This window comes from Terrirubrum flagellatum (genome assembly GCF_022059845.1).
GTDB lineage: Bacteria > Pseudomonadota > Alphaproteobacteria > Rhizobiales > Beijerinckiaceae > Terrirubrum > Terrirubrum flagellatum.
Genome location: NZ_CP091851.1, coordinates 4,073,263 through 4,099,997, shown reverse-complemented (window position 1 = coordinate 4,099,997; position 26,735 = coordinate 4,073,263). Strand labels below are relative to the sequence as shown.

The 26,735-nt window shown below is 62.3% G+C and carries 26 protein-coding genes; 17 read left to right on the top strand and 9 right to left on the bottom strand.

The window, feature by feature from the left end; translation table 11 throughout:
- Positions 1-9: 9 nt before the first annotated feature.
- Positions 10-705, bottom strand: a complete 696-nt coding sequence (locus L8F45_RS19700) for a GntR family transcriptional regulator (protein WP_342359559.1) — start codon at positions 703-705, stop codon at positions 10-12.
- A 173-nt stretch (positions 706-878) separates the two neighbouring features.
- Here L8F45_RS19700 and L8F45_RS19695 point away from each other — a divergent pair, with 173 nt between their 5' ends.
- The 6 genes from L8F45_RS19695 (at position 879) to L8F45_RS19670 (ending at position 6,364) form a co-directional block, all read left to right on the top strand.
- The gene (locus tag L8F45_RS19695; protein ID WP_342359558.1) at positions 879-2,297 is read left to right on the top strand and encodes a M20 family metallopeptidase; all 1,419 of its coding nucleotides are present in this window, start codon (positions 879-881) and stop codon (positions 2,295-2,297) included.
- A gap of 57 nt (positions 2,298-2,354) precedes the next feature.
- Complete coding sequence (locus L8F45_RS19690; protein WP_342359557.1) at positions 2,355-3,215, top strand: transporter substrate-binding domain-containing protein; 861 nt, start codon at positions 2,355-2,357, stop codon at positions 3,213-3,215.
- A 112-nt stretch (positions 3,216-3,327) separates the two neighbouring features.
- Positions 3,328-4,020 (top strand): ABC transporter permease, encoded by a 693-nt coding sequence (locus L8F45_RS19685; protein WP_425330034.1) that lies wholly within the window; start codon positions 3,328-3,330, stop codon positions 4,018-4,020.
- Positions 4,020-4,730, top strand: a complete 711-nt coding sequence (locus L8F45_RS19680; protein ID WP_342359555.1) for an ABC transporter permease — start codon at positions 4,020-4,022, stop codon at positions 4,728-4,730. The genes L8F45_RS19685 and L8F45_RS19680 overlap by 1 nt, the downstream gene beginning before the upstream one ends.
- Positions 4,727-5,479: an ABC transporter ATP-binding protein gene (locus L8F45_RS19675; protein ID WP_342359554.1), complete on the top strand. Its 753-nt coding sequence runs from the start codon at positions 4,727-4,729 to the stop codon at positions 5,477-5,479. Before L8F45_RS19680 ends, L8F45_RS19675 begins: the two co-directional genes overlap by 4 nt.
- 36 nt (positions 5,480-5,515) lie before the next feature.
- A complete protein-coding gene (locus tag L8F45_RS19670; RefSeq protein WP_342359553.1) occupies positions 5,516-6,364 on the top strand; it encodes a transporter substrate-binding domain-containing protein in 849 nt (282 codons plus the stop codon).
- Positions 6,365-6,466: 102 nt separating this feature from the next.
- On the opposite strand, the gene L8F45_RS19665 is transcribed toward L8F45_RS19670, so the two are convergent.
- Complete coding sequence (locus L8F45_RS19665; RefSeq protein ID WP_342359552.1) at positions 6,467-9,139, bottom strand: hybrid sensor histidine kinase/response regulator; 2,673 nt, start codon at positions 9,137-9,139, stop codon at positions 6,467-6,469.
- Between the two features lie 136 nt (positions 9,140-9,275).
- Between L8F45_RS19665 and L8F45_RS19660 the strand changes: the two genes are divergently transcribed.
- Positions 9,276-9,740 carry a response regulator gene (locus L8F45_RS19660; protein ID WP_342359551.1) on the top strand — a complete coding sequence of 155 codons (465 nt, stop codon included), beginning with the start codon at positions 9,276-9,278 and terminating at the stop codon, positions 9,738-9,740.
- Entirely contained in the window at positions 9,730-10,983 is a 1,254-nt protein-coding gene (locus L8F45_RS19655) for a TadE/TadG family type IV pilus assembly protein (protein WP_342359550.1), read from the top strand. The genes L8F45_RS19660 and L8F45_RS19655 overlap by 11 nt, the downstream gene beginning before the upstream one ends.
- Here the strand turns inward: L8F45_RS19655 and L8F45_RS19650 are convergent, their stop codons facing one another.
- Positions 10,984-11,772, bottom strand: coding sequence for a putative bifunctional diguanylate cyclase/phosphodiesterase (locus L8F45_RS19650; RefSeq protein ID WP_342359549.1), 789 nt, complete (start codon positions 11,770-11,772; stop codon positions 10,984-10,986).
- 148 nt (positions 11,773-11,920) lie between these two features.
- Between L8F45_RS19650 and L8F45_RS19645 the strand changes: the two genes are divergently transcribed.
- Positions 11,921-12,169, top strand: a complete 249-nt coding sequence (locus tag L8F45_RS19645) for a hypothetical protein (RefSeq protein ID WP_342359548.1) — start codon at positions 11,921-11,923, stop codon at positions 12,167-12,169.
- Between the two features lie 6 nt (positions 12,170-12,175).
- Here the strand turns inward: L8F45_RS19645 and L8F45_RS19640 are convergent, their stop codons facing one another.
- The 3 genes from L8F45_RS19640 to L8F45_RS19630 all read right to left on the bottom strand — a co-directional run bounded on the left by L8F45_RS19640 (position 12,176) and on the right by L8F45_RS19630 (position 15,135).
- Entirely contained in the window at positions 12,176-13,156 is a 981-nt protein-coding gene (locus tag L8F45_RS19640; RefSeq protein ID WP_342359547.1) for an aldo/keto reductase, read from the bottom strand.
- A gap of 56 nt (positions 13,157-13,212) precedes the next feature.
- Complete coding sequence (locus L8F45_RS19635; protein WP_342363507.1) at positions 13,213-14,310, bottom strand: mandelate racemase/muconate lactonizing enzyme family protein; 1,098 nt, start codon at positions 14,308-14,310, stop codon at positions 13,213-13,215.
- A gap of 66 nt (positions 14,311-14,376) precedes the next feature.
- Complete coding sequence (locus tag L8F45_RS19630) at positions 14,377-15,135, bottom strand: FadR/GntR family transcriptional regulator (protein ID WP_342359546.1); 759 nt, start codon at positions 15,133-15,135, stop codon at positions 14,377-14,379.
- A 281-nt stretch (positions 15,136-15,416) separates the two neighbouring features.
- On the opposite strand from L8F45_RS19630, the gene L8F45_RS19625 reads away from it, so the two are divergent.
- From L8F45_RS19625 to L8F45_RS19595, 7 genes are all read left to right on the top strand, one after another.
- Positions 15,417-16,613, top strand: a complete 1,197-nt coding sequence (locus L8F45_RS19625) for a mandelate racemase/muconate lactonizing enzyme family protein (protein WP_342359545.1) — start codon at positions 15,417-15,419, stop codon at positions 16,611-16,613.
- A gap of 102 nt (positions 16,614-16,715) precedes the next feature.
- Complete coding sequence (locus tag L8F45_RS19620; protein WP_342359544.1) at positions 16,716-18,221, top strand: ABC transporter substrate-binding protein; 1,506 nt, start codon at positions 16,716-16,718, stop codon at positions 18,219-18,221.
- Between the two features lie 20 nt (positions 18,222-18,241).
- Entirely contained in the window at positions 18,242-19,198 is a 957-nt protein-coding gene (locus L8F45_RS19615) for a carbohydrate ABC transporter permease (RefSeq protein WP_342363506.1), read from the top strand.
- Complete coding sequence (locus tag L8F45_RS19610; RefSeq protein ID WP_342359543.1) at positions 19,195-20,046, top strand: carbohydrate ABC transporter permease; 852 nt, start codon at positions 19,195-19,197, stop codon at positions 20,044-20,046. The genes L8F45_RS19615 and L8F45_RS19610 overlap by 4 nt, the downstream gene beginning before the upstream one ends.
- 27 nt (positions 20,047-20,073) lie before the next feature.
- The gene (locus tag L8F45_RS19605; protein WP_342359542.1) at positions 20,074-21,162 is read left to right on the top strand and encodes an ABC transporter ATP-binding protein; all 1,089 of its coding nucleotides are present in this window, start codon (positions 20,074-20,076) and stop codon (positions 21,160-21,162) included.
- 34 nt (positions 21,163-21,196) lie between these two features.
- Positions 21,197-22,369 (top strand): mandelate racemase/muconate lactonizing enzyme family protein, encoded by a 1,173-nt coding sequence (locus L8F45_RS19600; protein WP_342359541.1) that lies wholly within the window; start codon positions 21,197-21,199, stop codon positions 22,367-22,369.
- A gap of 25 nt (positions 22,370-22,394) precedes the next feature.
- Entirely contained in the window at positions 22,395-23,132 is a 738-nt protein-coding gene (locus L8F45_RS19595; RefSeq protein WP_342359540.1) for a ribonuclease activity regulator RraA, read from the top strand.
- 18 nt (positions 23,133-23,150) lie between these two features.
- Here L8F45_RS19595 and L8F45_RS19590 read toward each other — a convergent pair whose 3' ends face one another.
- Positions 23,151-23,690 (bottom strand): hypothetical protein, encoded by a 540-nt coding sequence (locus L8F45_RS19590; protein WP_342359539.1) that lies wholly within the window; start codon positions 23,688-23,690, stop codon positions 23,151-23,153.
- A gap of 467 nt (positions 23,691-24,157) precedes the next feature.
- Here L8F45_RS19590 and L8F45_RS19585 point away from each other — a divergent pair, with 467 nt between their 5' ends.
- Entirely contained in the window at positions 24,158-24,928 is a 771-nt protein-coding gene (locus L8F45_RS19585; RefSeq protein ID WP_342359538.1) for a hypothetical protein, read from the top strand.
- A gap of 60 nt (positions 24,929-24,988) precedes the next feature.
- On the opposite strand, the gene L8F45_RS19580 is transcribed toward L8F45_RS19585, so the two are convergent.
- Positions 24,989-25,207 carry a hypothetical protein gene (locus L8F45_RS19580; RefSeq protein WP_342359537.1) on the bottom strand — a complete coding sequence of 73 codons (219 nt, stop codon included), beginning with the start codon at positions 25,205-25,207 and terminating at the stop codon, positions 24,989-24,991.
- A 107-nt stretch (positions 25,208-25,314) separates the two neighbouring features.
- On the bottom strand, positions 25,315-26,523 hold the full coding sequence (locus L8F45_RS19575) for a multidrug effflux MFS transporter (protein WP_342359536.1): 1,209 nt from the start codon (positions 26,521-26,523) through the stop codon (positions 25,315-25,317).
- Between the last annotated feature and the right edge of the window lie 212 nt (positions 26,524-26,735).

Sequence of the window (26,735 nt, the reverse complement as noted above, 5' to 3'; positions counted from 1 at the left end):
AGGTCGAACTCAGCCGGCTTCGCGAAGCGCAGCTGCGTCTTTCTCGGCAGGTTGGGCGCTCTGCGCTTCGGCAGGCTGCCTGATATGAAGCTCGATGACGTGCTTCAATCGCGCCGTGTCTTTCGCTTCGATCGCCGCCACCATCGCGTGATGTTCGGAGCTTGACCTCTCGATCCGTGCGCGCGTGCGCCATTGCGACGCCGGGGCGGACGATGTGCGGTGACGGAGCTCGCTGATCAGGCTGACGAGTTCGCGATTGCCGCCGAGCGTAAGCAACTCTCGGTGGAAGGCGAGATTCGCCTCGTAGAGTTCGAGAATCGTGCCCTGCATCATCAGATCATCGAACATACGCGCGAGGCGCGAAAGCTTCGCGACATCCTGCGGTCGCGCATTCGCGACGACGCGATCAGCGACGCCAGTCTCCAGCATGAGACGGATTTCGAGAACGTCGTTCGTCTGGGCCGAATCCGGCTCATAGACGTGATAGCCGCGGTTCGGGATGTGCTGCACCAGCCGCTTCTGCGCGAGATGATCGAGCGCCCGACGCACGTCCGGCCGCGAGCGGGAATAGCGTTGTTCGAGATCGATCTGCTTCAGCCACATGCCCGGCGCCAGCGCGCCTGACTGGATGTCGCGCACGATCCTGTCGACGAGATCGGAGATATCGGCCTTGCGCTCCGCGTTCGCCTGGGATGGACCCTGCATCCGTCCGCTCTCTCCCTCGCTGTGACCCTGTCGCACGCCGGCCTTCAGCCGGCTATTGCGCGGGATCATGCGCTCTGATCTATATTGGCGCCAATATTGGCGCAATTCCGTCTGGCCGTCGGCCCCGCCGGAATTGCGCCGGGATCGACGAGTGTGGCGGGCGGGCGCAGGCGATGAAGAATTCCGAAGCCGTATGGGGCGAGGTCGAGGCGAAGCGCGAGGCCTTCTTCGGCCTGAGCGACCGGGTCTGGGGCACGCCGGAGCTCAACTATGGCGAGGTCCAGTCCTGCGCCGAACACACCGCGATGCTGGAGCGGGAAGGCTTTCGCGTCACCCGCAACGTCGCCGGCATCCCGACGGCGGTCATGGGCGAGGCGGGCGAGGCCGGGCCGATCATCGCTATTCTCGGCGAATATGATGCGCTACCTGGCCTCAGCCAGGAGGCCGACGTGGCGGAGCATCGCCCGGTCGAGGCTGGCGGCAACGGCCATGCCTGCGGGCATAATCTCCTCGGCGCCGGCGCGATGCTCGCCGCGACCGCGGTCAAGAACCATCTCGCCGCCGCGGGCCTCAAAGGCCGCGTGCGTTATTATGGCTGCCCTGCCGAAGAGGGCGGCTCCGCCAAGGGCTTCATGGTGCGCGCCGGCGTGTTCGACGACGTCGATATCGCGATCTCGTGGCACCCCGCGTCCTTCGCCGGCGTCAACAATCCGATTTCGCTCGCCTGCAACGAGATCGATTTCACCTTCACCGGTCGCGCCTCGCACGCGGCCGTCTCGCCGCAACTCGGCCGCAGCGCGCTCGACGCGGTCGAGCTGATGAATGTTGGCGTGAACTATATGCGCGAGCATATGCCGAGCACGGCCCGCATTCACTACGCCGTCACCCATACTGGCGGCATCGCGCCGAACGTCGTGCAGGCAAAGGCGAAGGTGCGCTATCTCATTCGCGACCGCGAGCTGCCTGACATGCAGGCGCTGCTGACGCGCGTACGCAAGATCGCGGATGGCGCCGCGCTCATGACGGAGACGACGGTCACGGGCGAGATCGTCAGCGGCGACGCCAATCTCGTCGGTAACGACACGCTCGAAGCGCTGATGCATGCGCAGCTCGAACGCCTTGGACCGCCGCCTTTCGACGACGCCGATCGCGCCTATGCGCGCAAGTTCCAGGCGACGTTTGACGACAAGGATATCACGACCGCCTTCGCGCGCTTCGGCATGAAGCCGAAAAAAAATCTTCCCCTTTGCGATGCGATCGTGCCGCCCAACAGCGGCGACGGCACGCTGGTGGGATCGACGGATGTCGGCACCGTGAGCTGGGTGACGCCGACCGTGCAGATGCGCGGCGCCACCTGCGCCATCGGCACGCCCGGCCATTCCTGGCAGCTCACGGCGCAGGGAAAATCGACCGTCGCGCACAAGGGCATGGAGCATGCAGCGAAGGGCATGGCGGCGACCGCGGTTGAATTGTTCCGCGATCCCTCGCTAATCGAGAAAGCCAGGCGGGATCATCGCGAGAGGCTCGCGGGCCGGTCGTTCGTCAATCCTATTCCTGATGACGTTCATCCGCCGGTCGGCGGACACAAGTGAACAAGGGGGCTGCTGACGCGGTCCGCAGCTTTGACATCAGCCGCTGGAGGAGAGGTCATGGCGAAGAAAAGCATCGTTTCGATCCTCGCCGCGTTCGCGCTCGCAATCAGTTACGGCGCAGTCGCCGCGAAGGAATGGAAGACCGTCAAGATCGGCGTCGAGGGCGCGTTCCCGCCCTGGAACATGATCGGGCCGGACGGCAAGCTCGCGGGCTATGACATCGATCTCAGCGCCGACCTCTGCAAACGCGCCAAGGTCGAATGCGAACTGATCGTCGGCGAATGGTCGAGCCTCATTCCAAGCCTCAACGCCGGGAAATTCGATCTCGTGTTGACGCTCGGCATCAATGAAGCGCGCAAGAAGGTGGTCGACTTCACCATCGCCTACGCCAGCGGCGTCGCGACGTTCCTCGTTGCGAAAAACGGCCCCGTCACGGCGATGCCCATGACGGGCGAAAAGCTCAATCTCAACGACAAGGCCAAGGCCGACCCGGTCATGGCTGAGATCAAGGGCCTGATCAAAGGCAAGACCATCGGTGTCGTGCAGTCGACGAGCCAGGAGCAACTCATCCGCGCTTATTTCGGCGATGATGTGCAGATCAGAACTTACAAGGCTTCGCCGGATCGCGATCTCGATCTGCGCGCCGGCCGCATCGATGCCGGATTCGACAGCGGCGTTTATGGAACATCGATGCTGCAGAAGCCCGACAATCAGGATCTCGCCATGACCGGCCCGCTGATCAAGGGCGCGATGCTGGCGACAGAGGTGGCGCTCGGCATGCGTAAGGATGAGACGGACCTGAAGGCGATCTTCGACAAGGCGATCCGTGAGGCGACGGAGGATGGCACGATCCGCACCCTGTCGGTGAAGTGGAGCAAGCTCGATCTGAGCCCGACCTTGCCGCCGGTGAGCAATTGATCTTTCGGATTGAGATAGAATGGCGGCCGGCGATCCGCATGGCCGCCATCGCAATTGAGAGCGCCGGACAGAAAAGGCGCGCCCGTTGAACGCTGTCGATTTCTTTGAGCTGATGGGCTTTGGCCCGCGCGGCTGGGGTATGGCGATGCTCGCAGGCGCCGCCATGACGATCGCCGTCGCAAGCTGCGGCTTTCTGCTCGGCGCCTGCGTCGGCGTGCTTGGCGCCTGGGCGAAGATATCCGGCGGGCCTGTGCTGCGGACGATGGCGGATGGCTACACCACGATCCTGCGCGGCGTTCCCGATCTTCTCGTGATCTATCTCTTCTATTTCGGCGCCGGCGCAGTGCTGACGCCGATCGGTCGGCTGTTCGGCGCATCGGGTTTCATCAGCCTGCCCGGCTTCGCCGCTGGCGCGCTCGCCATTGGAGTCGTCTCTGGCGCCTATCACACGGAAGTGTTCCGGGGCGCATTTCGCGCGGTGAGCCGCGGCGAGATCGAAGCGGCGATCGCATCGGGCATGTCGCCCTCGCTTATGCTGCGCCGGATCATCGGGCCGCTCACCTTGCGCCACGCCGTGCCGGGCCTCGGCAATGTCTGGCAGCTCACGCTGAAGGAATCCGCGCTGGTGTCGGTGACAGGCCTCGTCGAACTGCTGCGCCAGTCGCAGATCGGCGCCGGCTCGACGCGGCAGCCCTTCTATTTCTTTGTGACGGCCGGCGCGCTTTATCTGCTGATCACCGCGATCTCGGGGCAAGGCTTCAGGCTGGCCGAGCAGCGCTTCTCGCGCGGCGTGCGGAGGGCGTGATGGATTGGGCCTTCATGTCCGAGACCCTTCTTGCGCTTCTGCAGGGCGTTCCCTTGACGCTCAATCTCGCCGGTCTGTCGGTCGCGCTCGGCGGCGTATTGGCGCTTGGTCTTGCGCTCATGCGTCTGTCAGGCTGGCCGCCGCTCGATTACTTCGCGCGGGCCTATCTCGCGGTATTTCGCGGCACGCCGCTTTTGGTGCAGATATTCCTGATCTATTACGGCCTCGGCCAGTTTCCGGCGGTCAGGGCGAGCTGGGCCTGGGCCTTCCTGCGCGAGCCCTACTGGTGCGCCATTCTTGCGCTCACGCTGAACACCGCGGCCTACGCCAGTGAAATCTTCCGCGGCGGGATTCTCTCCGTGCCGCATGGGCAGATCGAAGCGGCGATGGCGTCGGGCATGTCGCCCATGATGAGATTGCGTCGCATCATCCTGCCGCTTGCCGTGCGCCAGGCGCTGCCCGGCTATGGCAACGAGTTGATCCTGATGATCAAGGCGACGTCGCTTGCTTCGATCATCACCATGATGGAGATCACGGGAATCGCCGCCAAACTCATCTCCGAAACGTTTCGGGCCATCGAAATCTTCATCATCGCCGGCGCGATCTATCTCGTGATCAACTTCGTCATCACGCGCATCGTGCATGCGCTGGAATATTGGCTGACGCCGCATCTGCGCCCGGCGACGTCGGCTGCAGGAGCCGCGGCATGACCGTCGCCGTCAATCTCGCCAATCTTCACAAGAGGTTCGGCGATCTCGAAGTGCTGAAGGGCGTCTCGCTTCAGGCGCAGGAAGGCGATGTCGTTTCGATCCTCGGCCCTTCCGGTTCCGGCAAATCGACCATGCTTCGCTGCATCAATCTTCTGGAGACGCCTGACAGCGGCAAGATTTCTGTCGCCGGCGAGACCATCTCGTTTGGCGCGGGTCGGGGTCGTCGCGCGCTCGATCAGAAGCAGGTGGAGCGCATTCGGCTCCGCACCAGCATGGTGTTCCAGAATTTCAATCTCTGGTCGCACATGACCGTGCTGCAGAATGTCATCGAGGCGCCGGTGCATGTGCAGAAGCGGCCGAAGGCCGAGTGCGTTGCGGAGGCGGAAGCTCTGCTGGCGAAAGTGGGCATCGCCGACAAGCGCAATCATTATCCCGCTCATCTCTCCGGCGGCCAGCAGCAGCGGGCTGCGATCGCGCGCGCGCTCGCCATGCATCCCAAGGTGATGCTGTTTGACGAGCCGACCTCTGCGCTTGATCCTGAACTGGTCGGCGAGGTGCTGCGCGTGATGCGCTCATTGGCCGAGGAAGGCCGGACGATGCTGATCGTCACGCACGAGACGGGCTTCGCCCGTGATGTGTCGAGCAAGGTCGTGTTCCTGCATCAGGGTCTGATCGAGGCGGAAGGGTCGCCGCAGGAGATGTTCACGGCGAGCCGCTCCGAGCGGTTTCGCCAGTTCCTGGCGGGTTGATCCGTCAGGTCTGGTCCCAAATTCTGGAGAAATGAAATGAAGGTTCGCATTTTTCTCAGCGCTTTCGCGTTTGCAGCGTGCGTTCTGCAGCCGGCTTTCGCGCAGGAGAAGCAGTGGACGAAAGTGAAGCTCGCGACCGAAGGCGCTTTCGCGCCCTGGAATTTCACTGAGCCGGACGGCAAGCTGAATGGCTTCGAGATCGATTTGCACAAATATCTCTGCGCGAAGATGAAGGTCGAATGCGAGCTGATCGCGCAATCCTTCGACGGCATGATCCCTGCGCTCAACGCCGGCAAGTTCGACGCTATCATGTCCGGCATGTCGGCGACGGCGAAGCGCGAAGAGGCGATCGCCTTCTCGATTTCCTACGGCACCACGGGCCAGAGCTTCGCGACGCTGAAAGGTTCGCCGCTGGCCGACCTGCCGGAGCAGGCGAACGTCTATTCGCTCACGACAAATGAGGCCGGCGCGGTCAAGGCGCTCGAAGCGCTGAAGCCGAAGCTGCAGGGCAAGATCATCGGCGTGCAGGGCTCGACGATCGCCGCCGCCTTCCTCGATAAATATCTCAAGGGCGTCGTCACCGTCCGCGAATACAAGACGACCGAGCAGCACGATCTCGATCTGCTTGCCGGCCGCGTCGACGCCGTGATCGCTTCGATGGCTTATCTCACCACGGCGAGCAAGAAGCAGGGCAACGAGGCCATGGTGATCGTTGGTCCGCGCTTCCAGGGCGGCCTGCTCGGCCGCGGCAGCGCGATCGGTCTGCGCAAGAGCGATACCGAGTTGAAGGCGAAGTTCGATGAGGCGATCACATCAGCGCTCAATGACGGCACGATCAAGCAGCTTTCGGAGAAGTGGTTCGGCTTCGACGTGACGCCGCGCTAGAGCAACGTGCGGAAAAGTGGGAACCGGTTTTCCGCGACGACGTTGCGACGATCAAAAGATAGAGCGGCGAGGCGGCGCGATTTGAACGCTCGCCGCTCTAGCTCAGGCGGCCTTTCCTGAAAGGGCGTCCATCGCCTCCGTGCAGCTTGCCTGGATTCCGGAAAGCTCGGCGCCTTCCGGGATTCGCCCTTCGATGCGAGCCGCCTTCTCCAGCGCTCCGGCCTGCTCCGCAACCGAAACCGCGCCGACATTGTAGCTCATCGATTTGAGCGCATGGGCCGCGCGCGCGATCGCGTCGAGATCGCCGCTTGCGACGGCGGCGGAGATGTCAGCCACATGGCGCGGCGCGTGCATGCGATAGAGCCGCGAGATGCGCTCGACCAGTTCATTCGAGCCGCCGCTCATCTTGCGCAGATCGTCGAGAATGCGTGGATCAATCGCCTGTGTCGCAGCGCTCTTCGGAGCCTCAGGCTCCACGGCCTCGATGGTCGCGTTGGGCTTGACGACTTTCTGAAGCTTCGCGCTGAGATCAGACAGGGTGTAGGGCTTGTAGAGAACATCATCCATGCCGGCGTCGCGCCACGCTTCGGCGCCGGAGCCGACCACATGAGCGGTCAGCGCGATGATCGGCGTTCTCTCAGCGCCGCTTTCCGCCTCATGGGCGCGAATGGCGCGGGCGGATTCAAAGCCGTCCATGTCAGGCATGCTGCCATCCATGAGGACGACGTCGAAGCGCTCACGCCGCGCCGCATCGAAAGCGGCGCGCCCGTCGAATGCGAATGCGACGGTGATTCCAAGCGTCGCAAGGGCCGATTCCGCAACTTCGCGATTGACTTCATTGTCATCAGCGACAAGCGCGCGCAGACCTTTGAACATCTGCGGCATGACGGTCGCTTCTCGAGCGGCGCCGCGCCGCGCCGCGTCCCCGGGCGCGACGACAAGCGCCGCAAGCTCGGCGCGGCTGATCGGCCAGTCCAGCACATTGTCGGCGAGGCCGCGGCGGACGAGCATGTCGTCGAAATCGGGATTGGGTGAAACAAGGATGACCGAGCTGTTTGTCGAGGGAGCCGGCCTCGATCCCCCTTCGAGCAGGCGCGGTGAAATGAAGACCAGATTGGCGCGCTCCGCCCGCGCAGAAAGATCGGCGTCCGAGGTTACGACAGCGTCAACGCCGAGCTGCTGGAGATAGAGCCCAATCGCTTTCGCGGTTTCGCTTCCGTCGACGCAGATCAAGGCTTTGCGCTGCTCTCCGTGCGGCGCGGCCGCTTCAATCGCTCGTGAGGGCGAGTGACGGGGAATCGAGAAATAGAACTCCGAGCCTTCGCCGATCTTGCTGGCGACGCGCAATTCGCCGCCCATCGCCGCGACAAGCTTGCGCGCAATCGCGAGGCCGAGACCCGTGCCGCCATATTTGCGCGTCGTCGACTGATCAGCCTGCGAGAACGCCGCGAAGATATGTTCGAGCTTGTCCTTGGGGATGCCGATGCCGGTGTCGATGACGGAGAAGCGGATGGCGCCTTCGCGCTCCTCGTCATCCCTGACCACGACGGTCACCGCGCCCTGCTCGGTGAATTTCAGCGCATTGTTGACGAGGTTGCTGATCACCTGTCCGAGGCGAACAGGGTCCGCATTCGTCATCACAAGGCGATCGACGAACAGCTTGCCCGCGAGATCGACGCCTTTGCTGCGAGCCCGCTCGGAGAACAGGCGCAGCACGGTTTCCACCGTCTCCGCGGGATCGACCGGCATGAGCTCGACGTCGAGTTTGCCGGATTCTATTTTCGACATGTCGAGAATGTCGTTGATGATCGAAAGCAGGCTTTTGCCGGAGCGCGCGATGATTTCGGCGTGTTTGTGGGCGCGGGCCGGCAGATCGGTCGTGGCGAGAAGCTCGGCCGTGACGAGGATCCCGTTCATCGGCGTCCTGATTTCATGGCTCATCGTCGCAAGAAATTCGGACTTGGCCTGATTGGCGGCGTCCGCCTCCGCGGCGGCTTGTTTGAATTCGCGCGTGCGCTCGGCGACCGTCGCTTCCAGGCTCACGACATGATCGGCGATGCGCGCGTCGCGCTCGCGAATATCGCCCAGCATGGAGTTGAACCCGTCAACCAGCAGCCCGATCTCACCGTCCGCCTTTGTCGAGACCGAAGCCGCATAGTTATGGTGACGTCGCACATTGGCCATGGCGGACGAAAGTTGCGCGATCGGCCGCGTGATCGAATTCTGCAGCCGTAATGCCAGCAGCAGCGACAGGAGCAGGCTGACAAGCGCGCCCGCCGCGGTGATTTTCACCGCCGAGGCGATGCGCTCGCCAAGCTCGGACGTGCCGGAAATCACGCGCAGCTTCCCGACCTCGACGCCCGCATGTTTGATCGGAACGACGGCTTCGATCGAACGGCTTTTGAGAATGTCGAGCGCGCCGGGAGGCGCTGTCGTCTCGTCGATCGCGAGATCGCCGATCAGCCGCTCTGTGGCACCGAGGTCAGCCAGCGGCTGACCGTCCATTGTTTCGATGTCGGCATAGCCGATATTGCTGATGCGGCCGATAGCGCTCAAGGCGGCGTAGGCGCCGCGCACGTCGCGATCGGCCGTCGCGGCGCTGGCCGCAGCGGCGAGCGCCAGCGCGTTTGAAATCATTTCGTCGCGCTTGGCGCGCGCATAGCGCTCCGCTTCTTGCCAAGCCGACAGGCCAGCCGATAGAAGCTGCGCAAGCGAGACGGAGAAGCAGACGAGCAGCAGAATCTTCGCTCGCACCGTCAGAGCTGTCCGCCGCATGGAAGCCTCCGCGGCCGAATATGGTTAATCAAATCTTCGCCGCGGCCCCATTATTATAGCAACGGGTCAACAGGAAGTTAGGATTCAGCCGCTATAGGTTTTTGGGCAGGGGATTCCAAACCTTCGTTGATTGATCTTGAACCGGATCGAACGCTCTGACGTCGAGTTCAAATATGTGCTCGACCAGCCAGTCGACATCCTCGTTGTCGATGACGATCCGATTCAGCGTGAATTTGCTTCGGTCTATCTATCAACGCCGGTCGCGACCGTCGAGACGGCACCTTGCGCGATGGACGGACTGGAGATGCTGGCGTCGCGCAAATTCGACGTGGCGCTCGTCGATATCGATATGCCCGGCATCAGCGGCTTTGAGATGGTCCGTCGCCTCAGGGCCAATCCAGCCTTTCATGACCTGCCTATCATCGTCGTCACCGGTCGCGAAGACATCATGTCGATCGACGAAGCTTATGACGCAGGCGCGACCTCTTTTGTCACGAAGCCCGTGAACTGGCGGCTTCTCAGCCATCAGATCCGTTTCGTCCTGCGCACTCACCGGGCGCTGCGCGCGCCTCTCGCGGAGCAAACCGCCCGTGCTGCCTGAGCGCTTCAGACGCTGGATAAGCGCTCTTGCTGACGACGTCGCGGGCACGACGCTGATCTCGTTCGCCGTCGCGGCTCCTGTCCTCTTTGTGGCGGCTGGCGCCGCCGTCGACTATTCCCGCGCGAGTTCGACGCGCACCGAACTGCAGGGATGGGCTGACAGCGCCGCGCTGATGGCGGCGCGCGAACTGCGGTTGGGCAACGCCCAGTCGGCGACGATCATCACGGTCGCGCGGAATTACGTGAAAGGGCTGGCGCAAGGCCGATCCGTCAATGTGAATGGATCGGTCGATCTGATCGGCCGCACCGTCTCCCTGCAACTGTCTGAGGTTGTCGAGCCTGCGTTCGGAAAGCTCGTCAGCGTGACCGATCTGAACGTCGCCGTGGGCGCCAAAGCCAAGGCGGTGGGCGGTGCTCCGATCTGCATGATTGGTCTCGATCCCGACTCGCCGTTCACCATCGGCCTCGACCAGAATGCGCAGGTGGTTGCGCTCAACTGCGCCGTCTATTCCAATTCGCGCAGCTCAAACGGGCTTTTTGCGAAGATGAACGCCTCGATGAAGGCGGCGTTCTCCTGCACCGCAGGTGGTTACTACAAGGGTGGAGCGCTCAGCTTCGTCCCCGCTCCGCAGGTCGACTGTCCGGTGCTTCCGGATCCTCTCCTTGGCAGGCCGGCTCCGTCGGTCAGCGGCTGCGACTATAATAATCTGGTGGTGAAACTCGTGACGACGCTGAAGCCCGGCGTTTATTGCGGCGGGCTGACGATCAGGCTCGGCGCCGTTGTCACCCTCTCGCCTGGAATCTACATCATGAAGGATGGGCCGCTCGTCGTCAGCGATGCGAGTGTGATGATCGGCACGAATGTCGGCTTCTTCCTGACTGGCAAGGGCGCGGTGTTTCGGTTCGACGAATTGTCGACGATCACCTTGACGGCGCCGAAGGACGGTCCTTTGGCGGGACTTCTCATCTTCGAGGATCGGGCTTCGCCTCCGAACCAGAAACATCAGATCTTCAGCGCCAACGCCCGTGTTCTGCTTGGCACCATCTATCTCCCGCAGAATGAACTTTATATCGGCAGCAACAAGCCGATCGCCGATCTCGCCTCCTATACGATCGTCATCGCACGACAGATCAACGCGCAGGCGGGGCCGGTCCTGTTCCTGAATTCGAATTACAGCGCATCCGACATTCCCGTGCCGGTTGGCGTCGGTCCTAACAGCGGAACGGTGATGCTGGTGAACTGATCAGCCGCTCGCCAGGCGCGGCGAGACAAGCTTCGGCGCAACATTCTTTGCGAGCATCAGATCGATCTGAGCCGCATCAACCGGGCGCGAGAACAGATAGCCCTGCAGCAGGTGGCAGCCCGCCGCCTTGAGGAATTGCTGTTGCAGCGGCGTCTCGACGCCCTCCGCGCAGACCTTGAGCCCGAGCGCGCGACCCAATGCAACGACGGCGTGAACAATGGCCGCCGACTGCACCTTATCGACGCCGTCGACGAATGACTTGTCGATCTTGATCTTGTCGATCGGCAGTCGCCGCAAATAGGTGAGGCTGGAATAGCCGGTGCCGAAATCATCGAGCGCGACGCGAATGCCTCGATTGCGCAAGCTCTCCACTGTCGCCACCGCCGCTTCAAAATCGTCGATGAAGGCGCTCTCGACGATCTCGAGTTCGAGTCTCTCAAGCGGCAGGCCAGCGTCGACGGCGACATCGGCGATGTAATCGGCGAAATCGGGCGTCCGCAACTCCGTCGCCGAGATGTTGACGCCGATGGAAAGTTGCGGCCAGCGCGCGGCCGCCCTGCAAGCGTCTTCGAGGACGCGCCTCGTCAGCCGCCCGACCAGCCCGTGCTGCTCGGCAAGGGTCACGAAATGGCCGGGCCCAACCACGCCGTGATGGGGATGGCGCCATCTGACCAGCGCCTCGACAGCCGCGATGGTCCCATCGCGCGCTGCGAGCTGGGGCTGAAAAACGACGAAAAGTTCCTCGCGCTCAATCGCTTGAAGCAACTCGTCGGGAGTGGGCGAATACATGGCGACGAGCGTGATGAGGCTGGCGGAGGGTCGCGCAGCTTCGCTGAACCGCGTTGATATTTGCTTAACCCGATCTGTGACTCACGGCCTTCTCTCGCGCTGGAACAAGCGCTGGGCGACATCGATTGGGCTGACATCGAGGATGCTCATGCCCAAGCAGCCCACGCAGGATCCCGTCAAAACGCCAATCGATCCCGATCAGCCGGGTCCCGCTCCTACGCCGACGCGGGACCCGGCTGATCCGCCGATCAAGAACCCGCGCGATCCGCCTCGTCCTGACATCGAGGACCCGCCGCAGCCGGACTTCAATGACCCGCCGGCGCCGATGAAGGGCGCCGAATTCGCGGCCTTTTCGGCCGCCTATCTCACACTGACAGGCCTACTCATCTTCGCATGAGCGCGATCACTGGTGGCCGGCGGTCGGCCTCGTCCGGTAGGGCTTCTCCATTGCCTCCACATCTTCAGGTGTAAGTTTGATCTCCAAGGATTCAACCGCCTCGACGAGCTGCTCCACGCGCGATGCGCCGATGACCGGCGCCGTGACGCCCGGGCGACTGGCGATCCAGGCGTAGCCGATCTGCGCCATGGATTTGTTGTGACGACGCGCCGCCGCGGCGACGGCTTCGATGATCGCCTCGTCCTGCTCGCGCGTCGCCTCATAAAGGCGGATAGCCGACGCGTCGCTACCAGCGCGCACGGTTTTCTGGCCTTGCTCACGCCCCTTGCCCGCGAGGCGTCCGCGCGCCAGCGGACTCCACGGGATCACGCCGATTCCCTCTGCGCGACAAAGCGGCAGCATCTCGCGCTCTTCCTCGCGATAGATCAGGTTGTAATGCGGCTGCATCGAGACGAATGGCGCCCATCCATGCTGGCGCTGCAGGCCAAGCGCTTTCATGAACTGCCACGCATGCATCGAGGAGGCGCCGAGATAGCGCACCTTGCCGGAGCGCACGACGTCATTCAGCGCATCGAGCGTTTCCTCGAGCGGCGTCTGGTAGTCGAAACGGTGAATCTGGTAGAGATCGAGATAGTCGGTCTTGAGCCGCTTCAGGCTGGCGTCGAGCGCTTCGAAGATGTGCTTACGTGACAGGCCTCGATCATTCACATCCTCGCTCATCGGGTTGTAGGCCTTCGAGGCGATGACAAGCTTGTGGCGCGGAAACGGCTTGAGGAAGCGACCGAGAATCTCCTCGCTCGCGCCGATAGAATACATGTCCGCCGTATCGAGGAAGTTGACGCCGAGATCGAGCGCCTTGGCGATGATCGGCGTCGAGGCCGCTTCATCCAGCACCCAGGCCTGCCAGGACGGCGAGCCATAGGTCATGCAGCCGAGCGCGATGCGCGAGACCTTGAGGCCCGACTTGCCGAGATTGATATATTCCATAGCCGTCTTTCAAATCGGATGAGGGTTCGGCATCGCGTGGATGCGAGCGAGACTAATCACCAGTTGGTGTAGGAGCCATCGCGCCGGCGCAGGTGAGGGGCCTCCCAGAAGCGGAACGCCTCGCGCGTCAGCGCCGCCTCGTCGACCTCGACGCCGAGCCCCGGCTCATCGGGCACGACATAGTCCGCGCCCTTCATCGCGATCTGAACGGGAAACACGTCGCGATTGTCAACGCCGGTTGATTCGGCGGGAGAGGTCCGGCATTCGAACCAGGCGAAATTCGCGACCGCCGCAGCGAGATGCACCGACGCCGCCGTGCAGACAGGTCCAAGCGGGTTATGCGGCATCAGATCGACATAGTGCGCCTCGCTCCAGCCCGCGACCTTCATCGCCTCGGTGAAGCCGCCGACATTGCAGATGTCGATGCGATTGAACTGATGGATGCCGCGCTCGATATAGGGCAGGAACTGCCATTTCGACGAGAATTCCTCGCCGATTGCGAAGGGGATGTCGGTCAGCTTGCGCAGCGATTCATAAGCCTCTGGCGTCTCGTCGCGGATCGGTTCTTCCAGGAAGTCGAGCGTGCCCGACGGCATCTTCTGGCAGAAGGAGGCGGCTTCTGCGACGCTCAGGCGATGATGCCAGTCGATGCCGAGGACGGCGTCGTCGCCAAGCGCCTCCCGCGCCTTCACCAGCCAGCGCGCCGTTGCGCCGATCGATTCCCGCGGCTCGAAGGTTTCGGTCGCGCCCTGCCCCGCGGGGAAGAAGCGGACGCATCGCCAGCCATGATCGATCAGCATCTTCGCTTCATCGATCATCTGCTCGCCGGGTTCGGCGAAGGTCGAGGCGAAGGACGGGACGAGATTGCGCTGCTTGCCGCCGAGCAACTGATAGACGGGAACGCCAAGAGCCTTGCCCTTGAGGTCGTGCAGCGCGATGTCGATCGCCGAGATCGCGGCGGTGAGCACGCGACCGCCTTCGAAATACTGGCTGCGATACATCTCCTGCCACAAGGCGCCGGTCTGCATGGGATTGCGCCCGACAAGGAACTGCGCGTAATGCTCGACGGCGCCGAGAACCGCCTTCTCGCGGCCGGAGAGGCCGGATTCGCCCCAGCCATGCACGCCGGCGTCCGTCTCGACCTTCACCAGCATCTGATTGCGACGACCGACCCAGACCGGAAAGGGTTTGACTGCTGTGATTTTCACGTCGTCTCTCCCTTACCGTTTGTCGCGCGCCGCAACGGCCGATTTGTTCTCATTTGCGCGCATCGCGCTGCGAACCGATTTGCGAACAACCCTCAGCATGTTTTCGGACTGCTCGCGCGCAGCGTCCGCGTCCCGGATCGCGATCGCGCGAGCCAGCAAAAGATGTTTGTCGTCTGGATTGTAGCGCGCCGGGCCCGAGAGATAGCGTTGCGACAATCTGAAATGCGCGCGCAGCATCACGCCAAGCGATCGTCCGAACGCGCCGAGCAGGCGATTGCGCGCCGCATCGAGCACGCCGAGGTGAAAGCTCACATCGATCTCGACGGCGGCCTCCGGCGGCGTCGAGATGAGAAGCTCGGCAAGCGCGACAAGGCGCGCGGCTTCTTTCGGCGTCGCGCGTCGCGCGGCGAGCGCCGCCGCTTCCGGCTCGATCATCTCGCGCAATTCCGTCACTTCATCGAGAAAGGCGAGGACGTCATGCGGTTCGGCGACATGCCAGGAGAGCACGTCAGGATCGAGCAGGTTCCAGTCCGCGCGCGGGCAGACGCGCGAGCCGTAGCGTCGCGCCGTGCGCACGAGACCTTTGCCGGAGAGAACCTTCACCGCTTCGCGCAACGTGCTGCGACCGACGGCGAAGCGCGCCGCTAGCTCTTCTTCTTTCGGGAGCACAGAGTCTGCGGGGAAATCGCCGCGCACGAGCGCAAGACCAAACGCATTCACGGTTTCGCGAACGACGCCGGAAGCAAGCTGGGATGCGGCGGAGCGCGGCATGATCCTTCCAACGTGGAGCGCGCATTCGCGCGATGACGTGACAGCACTAGATATGCTCTAAAAGCGCTGTCAATCCGCGCGTTATTGTTGGCGATGTTGCAGCGCGACGAGAGGGGCGCTGTATTTTGCGTCGCAACGCAGAAATTTGATCGGCCTTCGAAGCGGAAGGCGCGTTGACACAAGTTTCCAGATCAGACTTAAATGTAAAACGGCGCGACGAAGACGCCGCACAGGGATGGAACGCGTGTTTGTCGAACAGACGATGCGCGCAAGGAGGCGGTATGAAGATCGTTGATCTTCGGTGCGCCATGCTTGGCAAGAGCCCGATTGTCCGGATTGTCACTGATCAGGGGATCAGCGGCTACGGGCAGGTCGAGCAGTACAAGCCCTATCTCAAGCCCTTCGTTCTCTATTTTCGCGAAGCGCTGATCGGCGAAGATCCGACCGATGTCGAGCGGATCATGATCAAGATTCGCCAGCGCGGCGCTTTCAAGCCGTGGGGCAGCGCCGTCAGCGTCATCGAGCATGCGCTCTGGGACGTGGCGGGAAAGGCGGCCGGCCTTCCCGTCTACAAGCTTCTCGGCGGCAAGATCCGCGACAGGGTGCGCGTCTATAACGGCTCGTTGCGCAAGCCTTTCAAGGATTTCTCGCCGCAATCCTTCGCTGACGATATCCGTCGCATGATGGAGCTGCCGCAAGGATTCACGCTCGTCAAACAGGGCATCGCTTTTCACAGCCGCATGCGGCGCGAATTTCCCGACTATCACTTCGGTGAATCGATCGACACGCCGTTCCACTCCTGGCCTGATCGCGGCATGATGAGCGAGCGCGGCATGGGCTACACGCTCGAATGCGTCGCCGCGATGAAGGAAGTCGCCGGCGACAAGGTGGCGATCGCGCTCGATTGCGGTCCCGGCTGGATGCTGCCGGACGCGATCCGCTTCGCCCGCGCCGTCGAGAAATACAATATCGCCTGGTGCGAGGACATGATCACCGGCGATTATTCGCCCTATGTGAACGCCGACGTCTACCGCGAGCTGACTCAATCGACCTCGACGCCGATTCACACCGGTGAGCAGATCTATCTCAGGCAGAATTTCAAATCACTGATCGAGACCAAGGCGGTGCGCATCGTCGGTCCGGACCCTTGCGATGTCGGCGGCATCGCCGAACTCAAATGGATCGCCGAATATGCCGATCTTCACGGCGTGCTGATGGCGCCGCATGGCACGGGCAACGGCGTGCTCGGCATGGCGGCGCTGGTGCAGGTTTGCGCGACGCTGCCGCAGAATTTCATCGCCTTCGAATATCCAGGCGCGGAAGCGGACTGGTGGCATGAGATCGTGGACGGATTGCCCAACCCGATCGTGAAGAACGGCTTCATCGATGTGTGGGATCGGCCCGGCATGGGCGTCGATCTCGTTCCTGAACGGGCGAAGCGTTATCTGGCGGGGGAGGACGCCGGCTTTTTCGACTAGCCCCGGGGCGGCCAGGTGGAACGGTGGCGCTTTACTCACGCCGGCCGCGCTCCTAGGCTTTCCGCAAATAACAAGACCAAATGAATTATCGGAGGAAACCTCATGGCCAATTGGAGCAAGAGGCTCGTTCCGACGCGCCTCATCGATCGTCGCGCTTTTTTGGGTTCGACCGCTGCGGCGGCTATCGCCGCGGGCTTGTCGACGGAGACTTGGGCGCAGGGGAGCAAGACCGGCGTCGACCTCAATAGCTGGACGCCCAAATATATTTCAAGCATCGCCGGCACCGAAAATTATGACACCGCAGCGGAATGTTACAAGGTCGTGCCGAAAGATTATGCGGGCCGCGTGACCTATTGGTATTTCGGGCCGAACGCCGCCTCGCCGCAGATCCAGCACGAGATGGACGCGCAGTTCTGGGATGCGTTTTCCAAGACCTATCCCAACATCAAGGTGACGAAACAGAATCTCGATTACAATGAAATGCTGAACAAGCTGCGCACCGCCGCGCTCGGCAAGGCGGCGCCGATGGTCGCGCGGTTGCCGATCCTCTGGGGCGTCGAATTCGCGGCCAAGGGGCAACTGAAGGAATTCAAGCCGGAGGATGTCGGCTATTCCCGCGACGAATTCTGGCCAGGCGCCTTGAAGTCGGTGACCTGGAAGGAAAAAACCTACGGCGTCCCCACCAACAACGAGACCATGGCGTTCATCTGGAACGCTGACCTTTTCAAGCAGGCCGGGCTTGATCCGGAATCGCCGCCGGCCACATGGGACGACGTCGTCGCCTATTCCAAGCAGATCAAGGAAAAGACCGGCAAGAACGGTTATGGCATGGTGGCCCGCGTCAACGCCGGCAACACGCCGTTCCGCTTCATGCCGCAGCTCTGGGCGTTCGGCGGCGGCGCGCTCGACGAAGCGGAAGCGAGCCCGACCTACAAGAACATCTTCATCAACAATGCGGGATCGAAGGCGGCGCTTCAGGCCTCCTACGACATGTATGTGCGCGACCGCTCGGTGCCGGCGTCCGCGCTCACCAACACGCAGAACGAGAATCAGGACCCGTTCCTGCAGGGTCAGCTCGCCATGATGATCGCGCATCCCGCGGAATACGCCGTGATGCTCGATCGCGCGAAGAAGGCTACGGGCGACGACAAGAAAGCCGCCGACGCTGTTGTGGCGAATATGCGCTACGGCTTCGTTCCCAAGGGGTCGGCCCGGCGCGCAATCGTGTTCGGCGGCTCCAACGCGCATATCTTCAACCCCGACATTGTCGAGGGCGGACTTGATCTCAACGCCGCAAAGGCGCTCGTCTGCATGCTCACCGGGCCGGAATGGTCGACGAAGCTCGCCTGGACCGACTCCAATCCCGGAAACGTCCGCGGCTTCAAGACCAGATGGATGAAGGAGCGGCTCGACACCATCAAGTTCCTCGATGTGACGACTTCGATGCTGCCCTACGGCGTGCCGTTCCCGGTGCTGCCGCAGTCGGCCGAGATCATGAACATCGTGGTGCCGAACATGCTGCAGAATGCGCTGACCAAAAAAATGTCAGTGTCGGACGCGGCTGACGACGCCGCGAAAAAGATCAAGGACCTCATGTCTGACTTCTGAGCGGGATGACCAGGGCGATGATGACCGGAGCGGTGGCGGGGCTCGTAGCGCCCGCCGCCGCTCCGCGTTCCCGCGAAAATCTGCTGCGACGCATTGTTCGTCATCGAGCCGATTATCTCTATGTCGCGCCTGCGCTCGGCGTGATGGCGCTGGTGATCGGCTATCCCATCTATTACACGATCCATCTCTCGTTCTTCCGCACGCCGCCCAATCTCGCGCTCGACGAGAAGATCTTCGCCGGCCTCGAGAATTATCAGCGGATTCTGGAAGCGGACACATTCCAGGAGGCGACCTGGAACACCTTCGTCTGGACGATCTATTCCACCTTCTTCTCGTTTGTTCTCGGCTTCGGCGCCGCGCTGGCGTTGAACCGCGCCTTCCATGGCCGCGGTCTGCTGCGCGGCGTGCTGCTGGTGCCCTATGTCATCAGCGCGGTCGCCGCGTCCTATGTCTGGCGCTGGCTTTATCACAGCGATGTCGGCGTCATCGGCGCATTCGCGACTGCGCTTGGGCTCTCTGACGGACCGATCAATTTCCTCGATAATAGGCAGTGGGTGATGGCGTCGCTGATCGTGGTGAATGTCTGGAAGGAATTTCCCTTCGCCATGATCATGCTGATGGCGGGATTGCAAACAGTGCCGGAGCAGTTGCTGAGCGCGGCGCGCGTCGATGGTGCCGGACCATGGAGCCGTTTCCGGCACGTCACTGTGCCGCATCTGAAGAGTGTGATTCTCGTCACGGTGCTGCTGCTGCTGGTGACGAATCTCAACAGCTTCACCATTCCTTACATCATGACCGGCGGCGGGCCGGCGGGCGCCTCGGAAATCTGGATTACCCATATCTACCAGATCGCGTTCGGCCGCATCCGCTTCGGGCTCGCTTCGGCCTATTCGGTGATCCTGTTCGTGGTCATGATGGCGCTCGGCTATTTCTATGTCCGGGCGCTCACCGCTAGCGAAGAAAAGGCGGCGGCGTGAGGGCGCGAAAGGCCAATCCCTGGAGCATCGGCGGTTGGGCGTTTCTCGCGCTGCTGACCCTGTTCTCGCTCATGCCGATGGCGTGGATGTTCATCACCTCGCTGAAGACGCAATTCGCGGCGGCCCAATATCCGCCCGACTGGTGGCCGCGCAATCCGACGCTGGAGGAGTATCGCGAGCTGTTGTCGCCATCGAGCGCGATGGGACAGGACTTTCTCCGCTATATGGCGAACAGCGTCTGGGTGTCTGTCACGACGACCATTCTTGGCGTGGTTGTCGCGGTGCCCGCGGCCTACGCCTTCTCGCGCTTCCGCTTTCCCGGTCGAAACCTGCTGTTCTATGCGGTGCTCCTGCGCAACATGTTCCCGGCGGTCGTGTTCCTGATGCCGCTGTTCATCATGATGCGCTGGCTCGGCCTCGTGAACAACCACGGCTCGCTGATCCTGACCTATCTCACCTTCGGCCTGCCGCTCTCGATCTGGCTGCTCAAGGGCTTCTTCGACAATATCCCGCCGCAGCTCGAACAGGCGGCGCGCATCGATGGCGCGACACGCTTCCAGGCGTTTCTCTATGTCGTGATGCCGCTGTCTTCGCCCGGCATCATCGCGACCGCGATCTATTCCTTCATCGTCGCCTGGAATGAATATGTCTATGCGCTGACCTTCATGAACGACAAGACGAAGCTGACATTGCCTGTCGGGCTGCAGCGCTTCTTCGCCGAGCACACCACTAACTGGCCTGGCCTGATGGCGGCGTCCTTCATCATGAGCGTGCCCGTCGTCGTTTTGTTTCTCTTCCTGCAGCGTCATTTCGTGAAGGCGCTGACCGAAGGCGCGGTGAAGCATTGAGACCGGCCGCAAAGACAGAGGTTGCGCATGGCTGAAGTATCTTTGCGGCATGTGATGAAGCGCTATGGCGGCTATGTCGCCGTCAATGACGTGTCGCTTCAGGTCGAGGACGGGCAGTTCGTCGCGCTCGTCGGCCCGTCGGGTTGCGGCAAGACGACGACGCTCAATCTCATCGCCGGCCTGATCGAGATCGACGAGGGCGAAATCCGCATTGGCGATACGCTCGTCAACGAACTCGACCCCAAGGATCGTGATATCGCGATGGTGTTTCAGAACTACGCGCTTTATCCGAACAAGAGCGTGTACGAGAATCTGGCTTTTCCTCTCAAGATGCGGCGCACGCCGGCGGCGGAGGCCGATCGCAAGATCAGGGCGGCGGCGAAGGCGCTCGATATGGAGCATCTGCTGCAACGCCGTCCGCGCGAATTGTCTGGCGGTCAGCAGCAGCGCGTTGCGCTCGGGCGTGCGCTGGTGCGCGATCCCAAGGTCTTCCTGATGGATGAGCCCCTGTCGAATCTTGACGCCAAATTGCGCATCCAAATGCGCGCCGAACTCAAGCGCTTCCATCAGGAGCTCAAGGCGACCATCGTCTATGTCACCCATGATCAGTTGGAGGCGATGACGATGGCCGACCGCATGGCGGTCATGAATGGCGGCGTCCTTCAGCAATATGACAGCCCGCAGCGCGTTTTTCAGTCGCCCGTGAACACCTTCGTCGCCGGTTTCGTCGGCAGCCCCGCGATGAATCTGGTGAAGCTCAATCTCGGCGGCGACGGCGCGACGCTGGAAGGCGCGGAAGGCTGGCGGGTGAAGCTTGATGCGAAGAATGTGCGCGCAGCCGCAACATCAAATGGACGCGAGCTCATTCTTGGCGCGCGACACGGATCAATAAGACTGTCGAAAAACGCCAGCGACGGCGCGATCGCGGGCGACATCTACACGGTCGAGCCGACGGGCGATCTGACCTACACCCATGTGCGTGTTGGCGCGGAGACGATCGTCGTCAGCGTGCCGGCGGAGACGCCAGTTGCGCCGAACGAGCGCGTCTTCGTCAGCTTCGATCAGGAACGCCTGCATCTCTTCGATGGCGCGAGCGGCGACGCGCTGCGCGCTTGATCGCCTGTTTCATTCGCTTGTGAAGGAGCTCCCCGTGAAGATCACCAATGTGAGCACGGCTGTCATCGCTGGAAACTTTCCCTGGGTTCTGGTCAAGATCGAGACCGACAGCGGCGTATCCGGGCTGGGCGAAGCCTATTGGGGCGCGGGCGTCGCTGAACTCGTTCACAAGGCGAAGCCGCTGCTGATTGGCGAGGACCCGACGAACATCGCGCGGCTCTACGAGATCATGGTGCGCTGCCTCTCCGGCGAAGGTTCGCAAGGCGGCGCGACGGTGACGGCGATCAGCGGTGTCGAGATCGCGCTATGGGACCTGCTTGGCCGCGCGCACAAGCTGCCGATCTCGACGTTCTTCGGCGGACGTTTCCGTGACAAGATCCGCATCTACGCGGATTGCCACGCGGGCGACACGCCCGACCCCAGGGACTATGGCAAGAAGGCGAAGGAGGTCGCGTCGGAGGGATTCACCGCGATCAAGTTCGATCTCGACACGCGCAATCCCTATACGCTCGACATCACGGATGATGCGCATCCCAGGCGTTACTGGTTCGAGCCGTTCAACCGCATCATCGGTTCGCAGGAGATGGCCTGGATGGTCGATGTCGCGCGCTGCGTGCGCGAGGCTGTCGGTCCAGAAGTCATGGTCGCAATGGACGCGCACTGGAAGTTCAATGTGAATGACGCGATCAAGCTCGCGCAGGCGCTTGAGCCTTATGATCTTCTCTGGCTCGAAGACCCCATTCCGCCGGAGAATATCGAGGCGCAGCGTCATGTGACCCATTCGACGCGCACGCCGATCTGCACCGGCGAGAATCTCTATCGCAAGCATGGCTATCGCGAGCTGGTGGAGAAGCAGGCGGCGCGCATTGTGGCGCCTGACATTCCGAAGATGGGCGGATTGATGGAGACCAGGAAGGTCGCCGACCTCTGCGATCTCTATTACATTCCGATCGCGCCGCATAACGTGGCGAGTCCGATCGGCACGGTCGCTGGCGCGCAGGTTTGCGCGTCGATCAACAATTTCATCGTGATGGAATTCCACGCCCATGACGTGCCGTGGTGGAGCGAGCTCGTGATGGAAGGTCCGCCGATCGTCGACGGCTTCATCCATCTTGATCAGCGTCCGGGTCATGGCCTCACGCTCAATGAGGACGTGGCGCGCGCCCATCTCAAGCCGGGATCGAGCTTCTTCGGCGACGCGCCCTGATCGCGCATCAGGAAAGGATCAAACGATGATCGAGACCAAGGACATCACGCGCCCTCCAAAGGCGCTGGTCGAAGGCGTCAGGGCGATCGGCGCCGCGGCGGCGACAAGCACGCTCTACAAGCTTGGCGTGCGTAACGCGCATATTTACGGCCCCGTGAGCTGGAATCCCGGCCGGTCGATCTGCGGGCCGGCGCTGACGCTGCAATTCATGCCGAAGCGCGAGGACATTTATGGCGAGGACGAATATGCCGAGCCGGAAAAGCAGCTTCACCGCCATGTGCTCTATCACGCGCAGGCCGGCGACATCGTCGTTGTCGATGCGCGCGGCGATATGAAAAGCGGCATTTTCGGCGAGATGATGCTGACCTATTTCAAGGGCAGGGGCGGCGCCGGCGTCGTGATCGACGGCTGCATCCGGGACTATCCCAATGGCAAGGATCTCGGCCTTGGCCTCTGGCTCCGCGGCCTCACGCCGAATTTCCACACGCAGACCGATCTCATGCCGTTCGCGGTCAATGTTCCCATCGCCTGTGGCGGCGTGCTGGTCATGCCGGGCGACATCGTCATTGCCGATGACGACGGCGCCGTGGTCGTGCCTGTCGCGTTGGCGGAGCAGGTGATCACGCTCGCCAACCAGCATCATGAATGGGAGGACTTCTCCCGCGAGCGGCTGGCGGTTGGCGGTGATCTGCGCCGTTATTATCCGCTGTCGGATGCGGCGCGTCCGGAGTATGAGGCGTGGAAGGCGAGCAAAGGCCGCTAGGCGGGCTCTGCTTGTCGCCTACTGTGCGGAATGCGTCGCGAGAGTGAGCGACGCCTGCCGGCGGCGCTGTCCCGGCGGGAGCGGTTCAGCGGCGCTGAGATATTCATGCGCCAGCGCCACGAGCCAGAACGCGGCGAAGATGTAGGCGCTGGGTTCGAAGCGACCGCTGACGATCGTCGTGGCGTTCAGCGCGGTGACGAAGATCGTCAGCACGAACGTGATGCCGCGCGCCGTGCGCATCGACTCGCGTCGCCCGATCGCCCGCGCCATGTAGGAACGCGCGAGATCGCTCGACCAAGGCTTCTGCGCATCGGTCTGATATCTGCGAAGCTGCTTCAGGGTGGTGGGCGCCGCGATCGGAAGCGTGGCGAGGATGATGAGCGCGCTGAGAAAACTTCCGGAAAGCAGGAGCTTCAGCACGACGCCGAAATAGGCGACCATCGCCGCCGTGAGGCATTCGCGCAGGAGCGCCGGGAGGGTGATCTCGAAACGATCTTCGGCCCAGCCGGCGGCGCGGCCTGCCGCGCCGATAAGAAAGTCGTCGATCCGGTTGAGCACGCCAGCGTCCGCATCATGGTTAAGAAACGGTAAATGGCTACCATGGGGATCGACCGGAATAAACGCCTGTTCGCGCGTATCGTTAACGCTGCGGCGTTGTGGAGCAAGCGACCCCCGCGAAACGCTCGCGAATGGAGGCCGCTTTCTCCACCGCCTGATCCGGAGCTTGAATCGAGACGCGTTTCGTTAAAATATACACAGGACCCATGTATTTCGGGCCGACGCAGCGCGCCGTCAGGCGCGCAGCGCGTTTGAAAATGGCTGCGCCACGGCGCGCGCCTCAGATTGTTGATGATTGAATATCCGTCGGGATGTTTGAGGGGATTGGGGGAAGGATAATGGAATCGGACGCGCGCAAGGCGATTCGTTTGAAGCTGGACGCTTATCTGCAGAAAGTTCCGGACTACGGATTGGAAATTCGTTCAGGCCAGCCTGTCCTTCCAATAAAAGACATGAACGAAAAGACCATGGCTGCCGCGAACGCCAAGGGCGGCAACTCCACGGATCCTGATTTCCTTGCCTATACGAAGGTCACGCACCTCGAATTGCTGAATAATTGGTATGGCGGCGGCATAAGAACCACTTGCAATGAATTTGTCTGCCACGCCGGCATCGCCATGGACGCCAAGATGAATCTCGGACAGTTCGAGATCGCGTCGGTATTGAGAACCATCGGCAAGGGTCACGCCTGGGTTGACGCCTCGCCGACGCGCCGGCCGCAATATGGCGACGTCTTCAGATCGGTCGCATTTCATATGGGCGTTTCGCTGGATTGTTATGGCGGCGGATGGTGGACCGTCGAATCCGGTCAGGGCGGTCCGGGAGCGGGATGCGATATCCTCAAGCGAAAGATTGGATTTTATAACCCCGCCAGTCTGCGCGGCTGGGTTGACATGGAGCTTTTTCTCGATCCGCGTCCCGCGGTGCCGGAATGGCTGATCGGCTGGTGGATCATCTATGAGGGGCTCGACGTCTACTATTATCACTTCGATCAGTACCACAACGTCGCTTATGCGCCGATCCAGCCGCTCTACGGAACGCCGGCGAATTTCGTCGCCGTGGAGACGGTGGAGTTCCACAATCCCAAGCCCGACATGGTCACGATCGACTGGCTTGGCGGAACGCTTGAAACCTTTACGCGCGACTTTAACAGCGTTCCCGGCGTCATGGAGAAGATGACGGGGATCACGAAGCCGCCTTATGGCGGACAAAAGGAATTGAGAGGCGTGCGGCTGTGATCTTTGCCGTCTTGACCCGAATGATCGTCCCTGATGGACTTCGCGCCGGGATCGGCGTGCTCAGTTTTCCGGATTTGATTCACGGAGGGGCTGCGACGCGTGATCCTCCGGCGCAGCGGCGCCGAGGAAGGCGCGGGCTCTTTCAAGGGTCCGCATGAACGCATCCAATTCGGCTGCTGTGAAGCCGACCCATCCGAGAGCCCGGGCGTCTTCGAACAAAGTCAGGCGCACGCTGTCGGTCTCGTGATGCACGGTGACGTTCAGATTCATCCTGGCCATGCGCCGTCTCCACAGAGCAGTGCGAATTTCGCCGACGGAAAATGGCGATGCAAGCTTCGCTGGCGGGAAGCTTCATTCTCTCATCTGTCTATGACAGATGATCCGGCTCACGAGGAGACGGCTTTTTTCGCGCGCGCGGCGATCCAGAATGAAATCTGCGCGATGACGCCCGCCACGGACAGCGTCATGGCCGCGGCGACGGCTGGATCGCCGAAGGTCGCCATGGCCGTGCAGATCGCGCCGATTGTCATCTGAAGAAATCCGTAAAGTCCTGACGCCGAGCCTACGACGCGCGGATTGGCGCTGATCGCCTGCGTCAGCGCGGTCGGCGAGGCGACGCCGGCGCCGAAGGTGAAAAGAAACATGACGCCGGTGGCGAGAAAGGCGGTGAGCTCGCCGGACAGCGCCGCTGCAAGCAGTGTGAGCGCGGCGAAAAGGCTGAGCAGATTGCCGGCGATCATCAGGCGTCGCATCTCGACATGCAGCAGCAGCCGGCTCGCCGCCATGCTGCCGAGCCAGGCGCCGAGAATGATGACCGCCAGATGCAGGCCAAGCTCGCTGTGCGGCCGATGGAGTTCGTTGATGAAGACGAATGGCGCGACGCTGACGAAGCCGTACATCGAGGTCGTCGCGCAGCCGCCGCCAATCGAGTAGCCGAGAAAGGTCGGCGAAGCGAACAGGCTGGAATAGTCGCGCGCCAGTTCCCGGACGCTGCGCGCGCCATGGCCGGGCGCGCGGGTCTCGGGCAGCAGGGTCAGCGTGGCGATCAGGCCGGCCGCTCCCAGCAAGGACAAGAGGATCATGATCGAGCGCCAGCCCGTGAAGCCGGCGAGAGCGCCGCCAATGATCGGCGCCAGCGCGGGGCCGACGATCATGATGAGATTGAGCATGGCGAGCCGGCGCGCCGCGTCCGTCGGTCCTGCAAGGTCGCGCACGATGGCGCGGCCGAGTACCAGCCCCGCGCAGCCGCCCAGCGCCTGTACGAAGCGCCCGGCGATCAGCACATTCACATCGGTCGTGACCGCGAGCGCCACGCTCGCGATGACATACAACGTAAGGCCGGCCATCAGCGCGGGCCTGCGCCCGAAGCGATCCGAGATCGGGCCATAGACGAGCTGCCCGATGGCGAGGCCCGCGATATAGACGCTGATCGTCATCTGCATCGACGCAACGCTCGCCTTCAGATCGGCGGCGGTGATGGTGAGCGCCGGCACGAAGATATGCATGCCGAGCGTGCCGCTGATCGCAAGCAGGCCAAGCAGCCAGAGCGGCGCCCTGAGCGGCGGCTTGTCGGATGGAGCTCCGGCGCTATCCAATGTCGATCTGGTCCTGCGCAATTTACGCGGCGGGCCTCCTCCATGAACCAGAGCGCCGGTTCGGCAAGATATCAGCCCACGCGAAAGCCTGCTTCAAAGCCTTGTCTTGCACGCATCGATCGCTTGCGCGAGGAAAACAGTCGTGCGTCCGGGACATGGCTGATCGCCGCGTCTCCCCTCACCACCGAGAAGCGAATGGTGGAATGGCTGGC

Bases quoted from the DNA above. Each gene is read 5' to 3' on its own strand.
- L8F45_RS19700 (WP_342359559.1), bottom strand. From the start codon at position 705: ATGCAGGGTCCATCCCAGGCGAACGCGGAGCGCAAGGCCGATATCTCC.
- L8F45_RS19695 (WP_342359558.1), top strand. From the start codon at position 879: ATGAAGAATTCCGAAGCCGTATGGGGCGAGGTCGAGGCGAAGCGCGAG.
- L8F45_RS19690 (WP_342359557.1), top strand. From the start codon at position 2,355: ATGGCGAAGAAAAGCATCGTTTCGATCCTCGCCGCGTTCGCGCTCGCA.
- L8F45_RS19685 (WP_425330034.1), top strand. From the start codon at position 3,328: ATGGGCTTTGGCCCGCGCGGCTGGGGTATGGCGATGCTCGCAGGCGCC.
- L8F45_RS19680 (WP_342359555.1), top strand. From the start codon at position 4,020: ATGGATTGGGCCTTCATGTCCGAGACCCTTCTTGCGCTTCTGCAGGGC.
- L8F45_RS19675 (WP_342359554.1), top strand. From the start codon at position 4,727: ATGACCGTCGCCGTCAATCTCGCCAATCTTCACAAGAGGTTCGGCGAT.
- L8F45_RS19670 (WP_342359553.1), top strand. From the start codon at position 5,516: ATGAAGGTTCGCATTTTTCTCAGCGCTTTCGCGTTTGCAGCGTGCGTT.
- L8F45_RS19665 (WP_342359552.1), bottom strand. From the start codon at position 9,139: ATGCGGCGGACAGCTCTGACGGTGCGAGCGAAGATTCTGCTGCTCGTC.
- L8F45_RS19650 (WP_342359549.1), bottom strand. From the start codon at position 11,772: ATGTATTCGCCCACTCCCGACGAGTTGCTTCAAGCGATTGAGCGCGAG.
- L8F45_RS19645 (WP_342359548.1), top strand. From the start codon at position 11,921: ATGCCCAAGCAGCCCACGCAGGATCCCGTCAAAACGCCAATCGATCCC.
- L8F45_RS19640 (WP_342359547.1), bottom strand. From the start codon at position 13,156: ATGGAATATATCAATCTCGGCAAGTCGGGCCTCAAGGTCTCGCGCATC.
- L8F45_RS19635 (WP_342363507.1), bottom strand. From the start codon at position 14,310: ATGCTGGTGAAGGTCGAGACGGACGCCGGCGTGCATGGCTGGGGCGAA.
- L8F45_RS19630 (WP_342359546.1), bottom strand. From the start codon at position 15,135: ATGCCGCGCTCCGCCGCATCCCAGCTTGCTTCCGGCGTCGTTCGCGAA.
- L8F45_RS19625 (WP_342359545.1), top strand. From the start codon at position 15,417: ATGAAGATCGTTGATCTTCGGTGCGCCATGCTTGGCAAGAGCCCGATT.
- L8F45_RS19620 (WP_342359544.1), top strand. From the start codon at position 16,716: ATGGCCAATTGGAGCAAGAGGCTCGTTCCGACGCGCCTCATCGATCGT.
- L8F45_RS19615 (WP_342363506.1), top strand. From the start codon at position 18,242: ATGACCGGAGCGGTGGCGGGGCTCGTAGCGCCCGCCGCCGCTCCGCGT.
- L8F45_RS19605 (WP_342359542.1), top strand. From the start codon at position 20,074: ATGGCTGAAGTATCTTTGCGGCATGTGATGAAGCGCTATGGCGGCTAT.
- L8F45_RS19595 (WP_342359540.1), top strand. From the start codon at position 22,395: ATGATCGAGACCAAGGACATCACGCGCCCTCCAAAGGCGCTGGTCGAA.
- L8F45_RS19585 (WP_342359538.1), top strand. From the start codon at position 24,158: ATGGCTGCCGCGAACGCCAAGGGCGGCAACTCCACGGATCCTGATTTC.
- L8F45_RS19580 (WP_342359537.1), bottom strand. From the start codon at position 25,207: ATGGCCAGGATGAATCTGAACGTCACCGTGCATCACGAGACCGACAGC.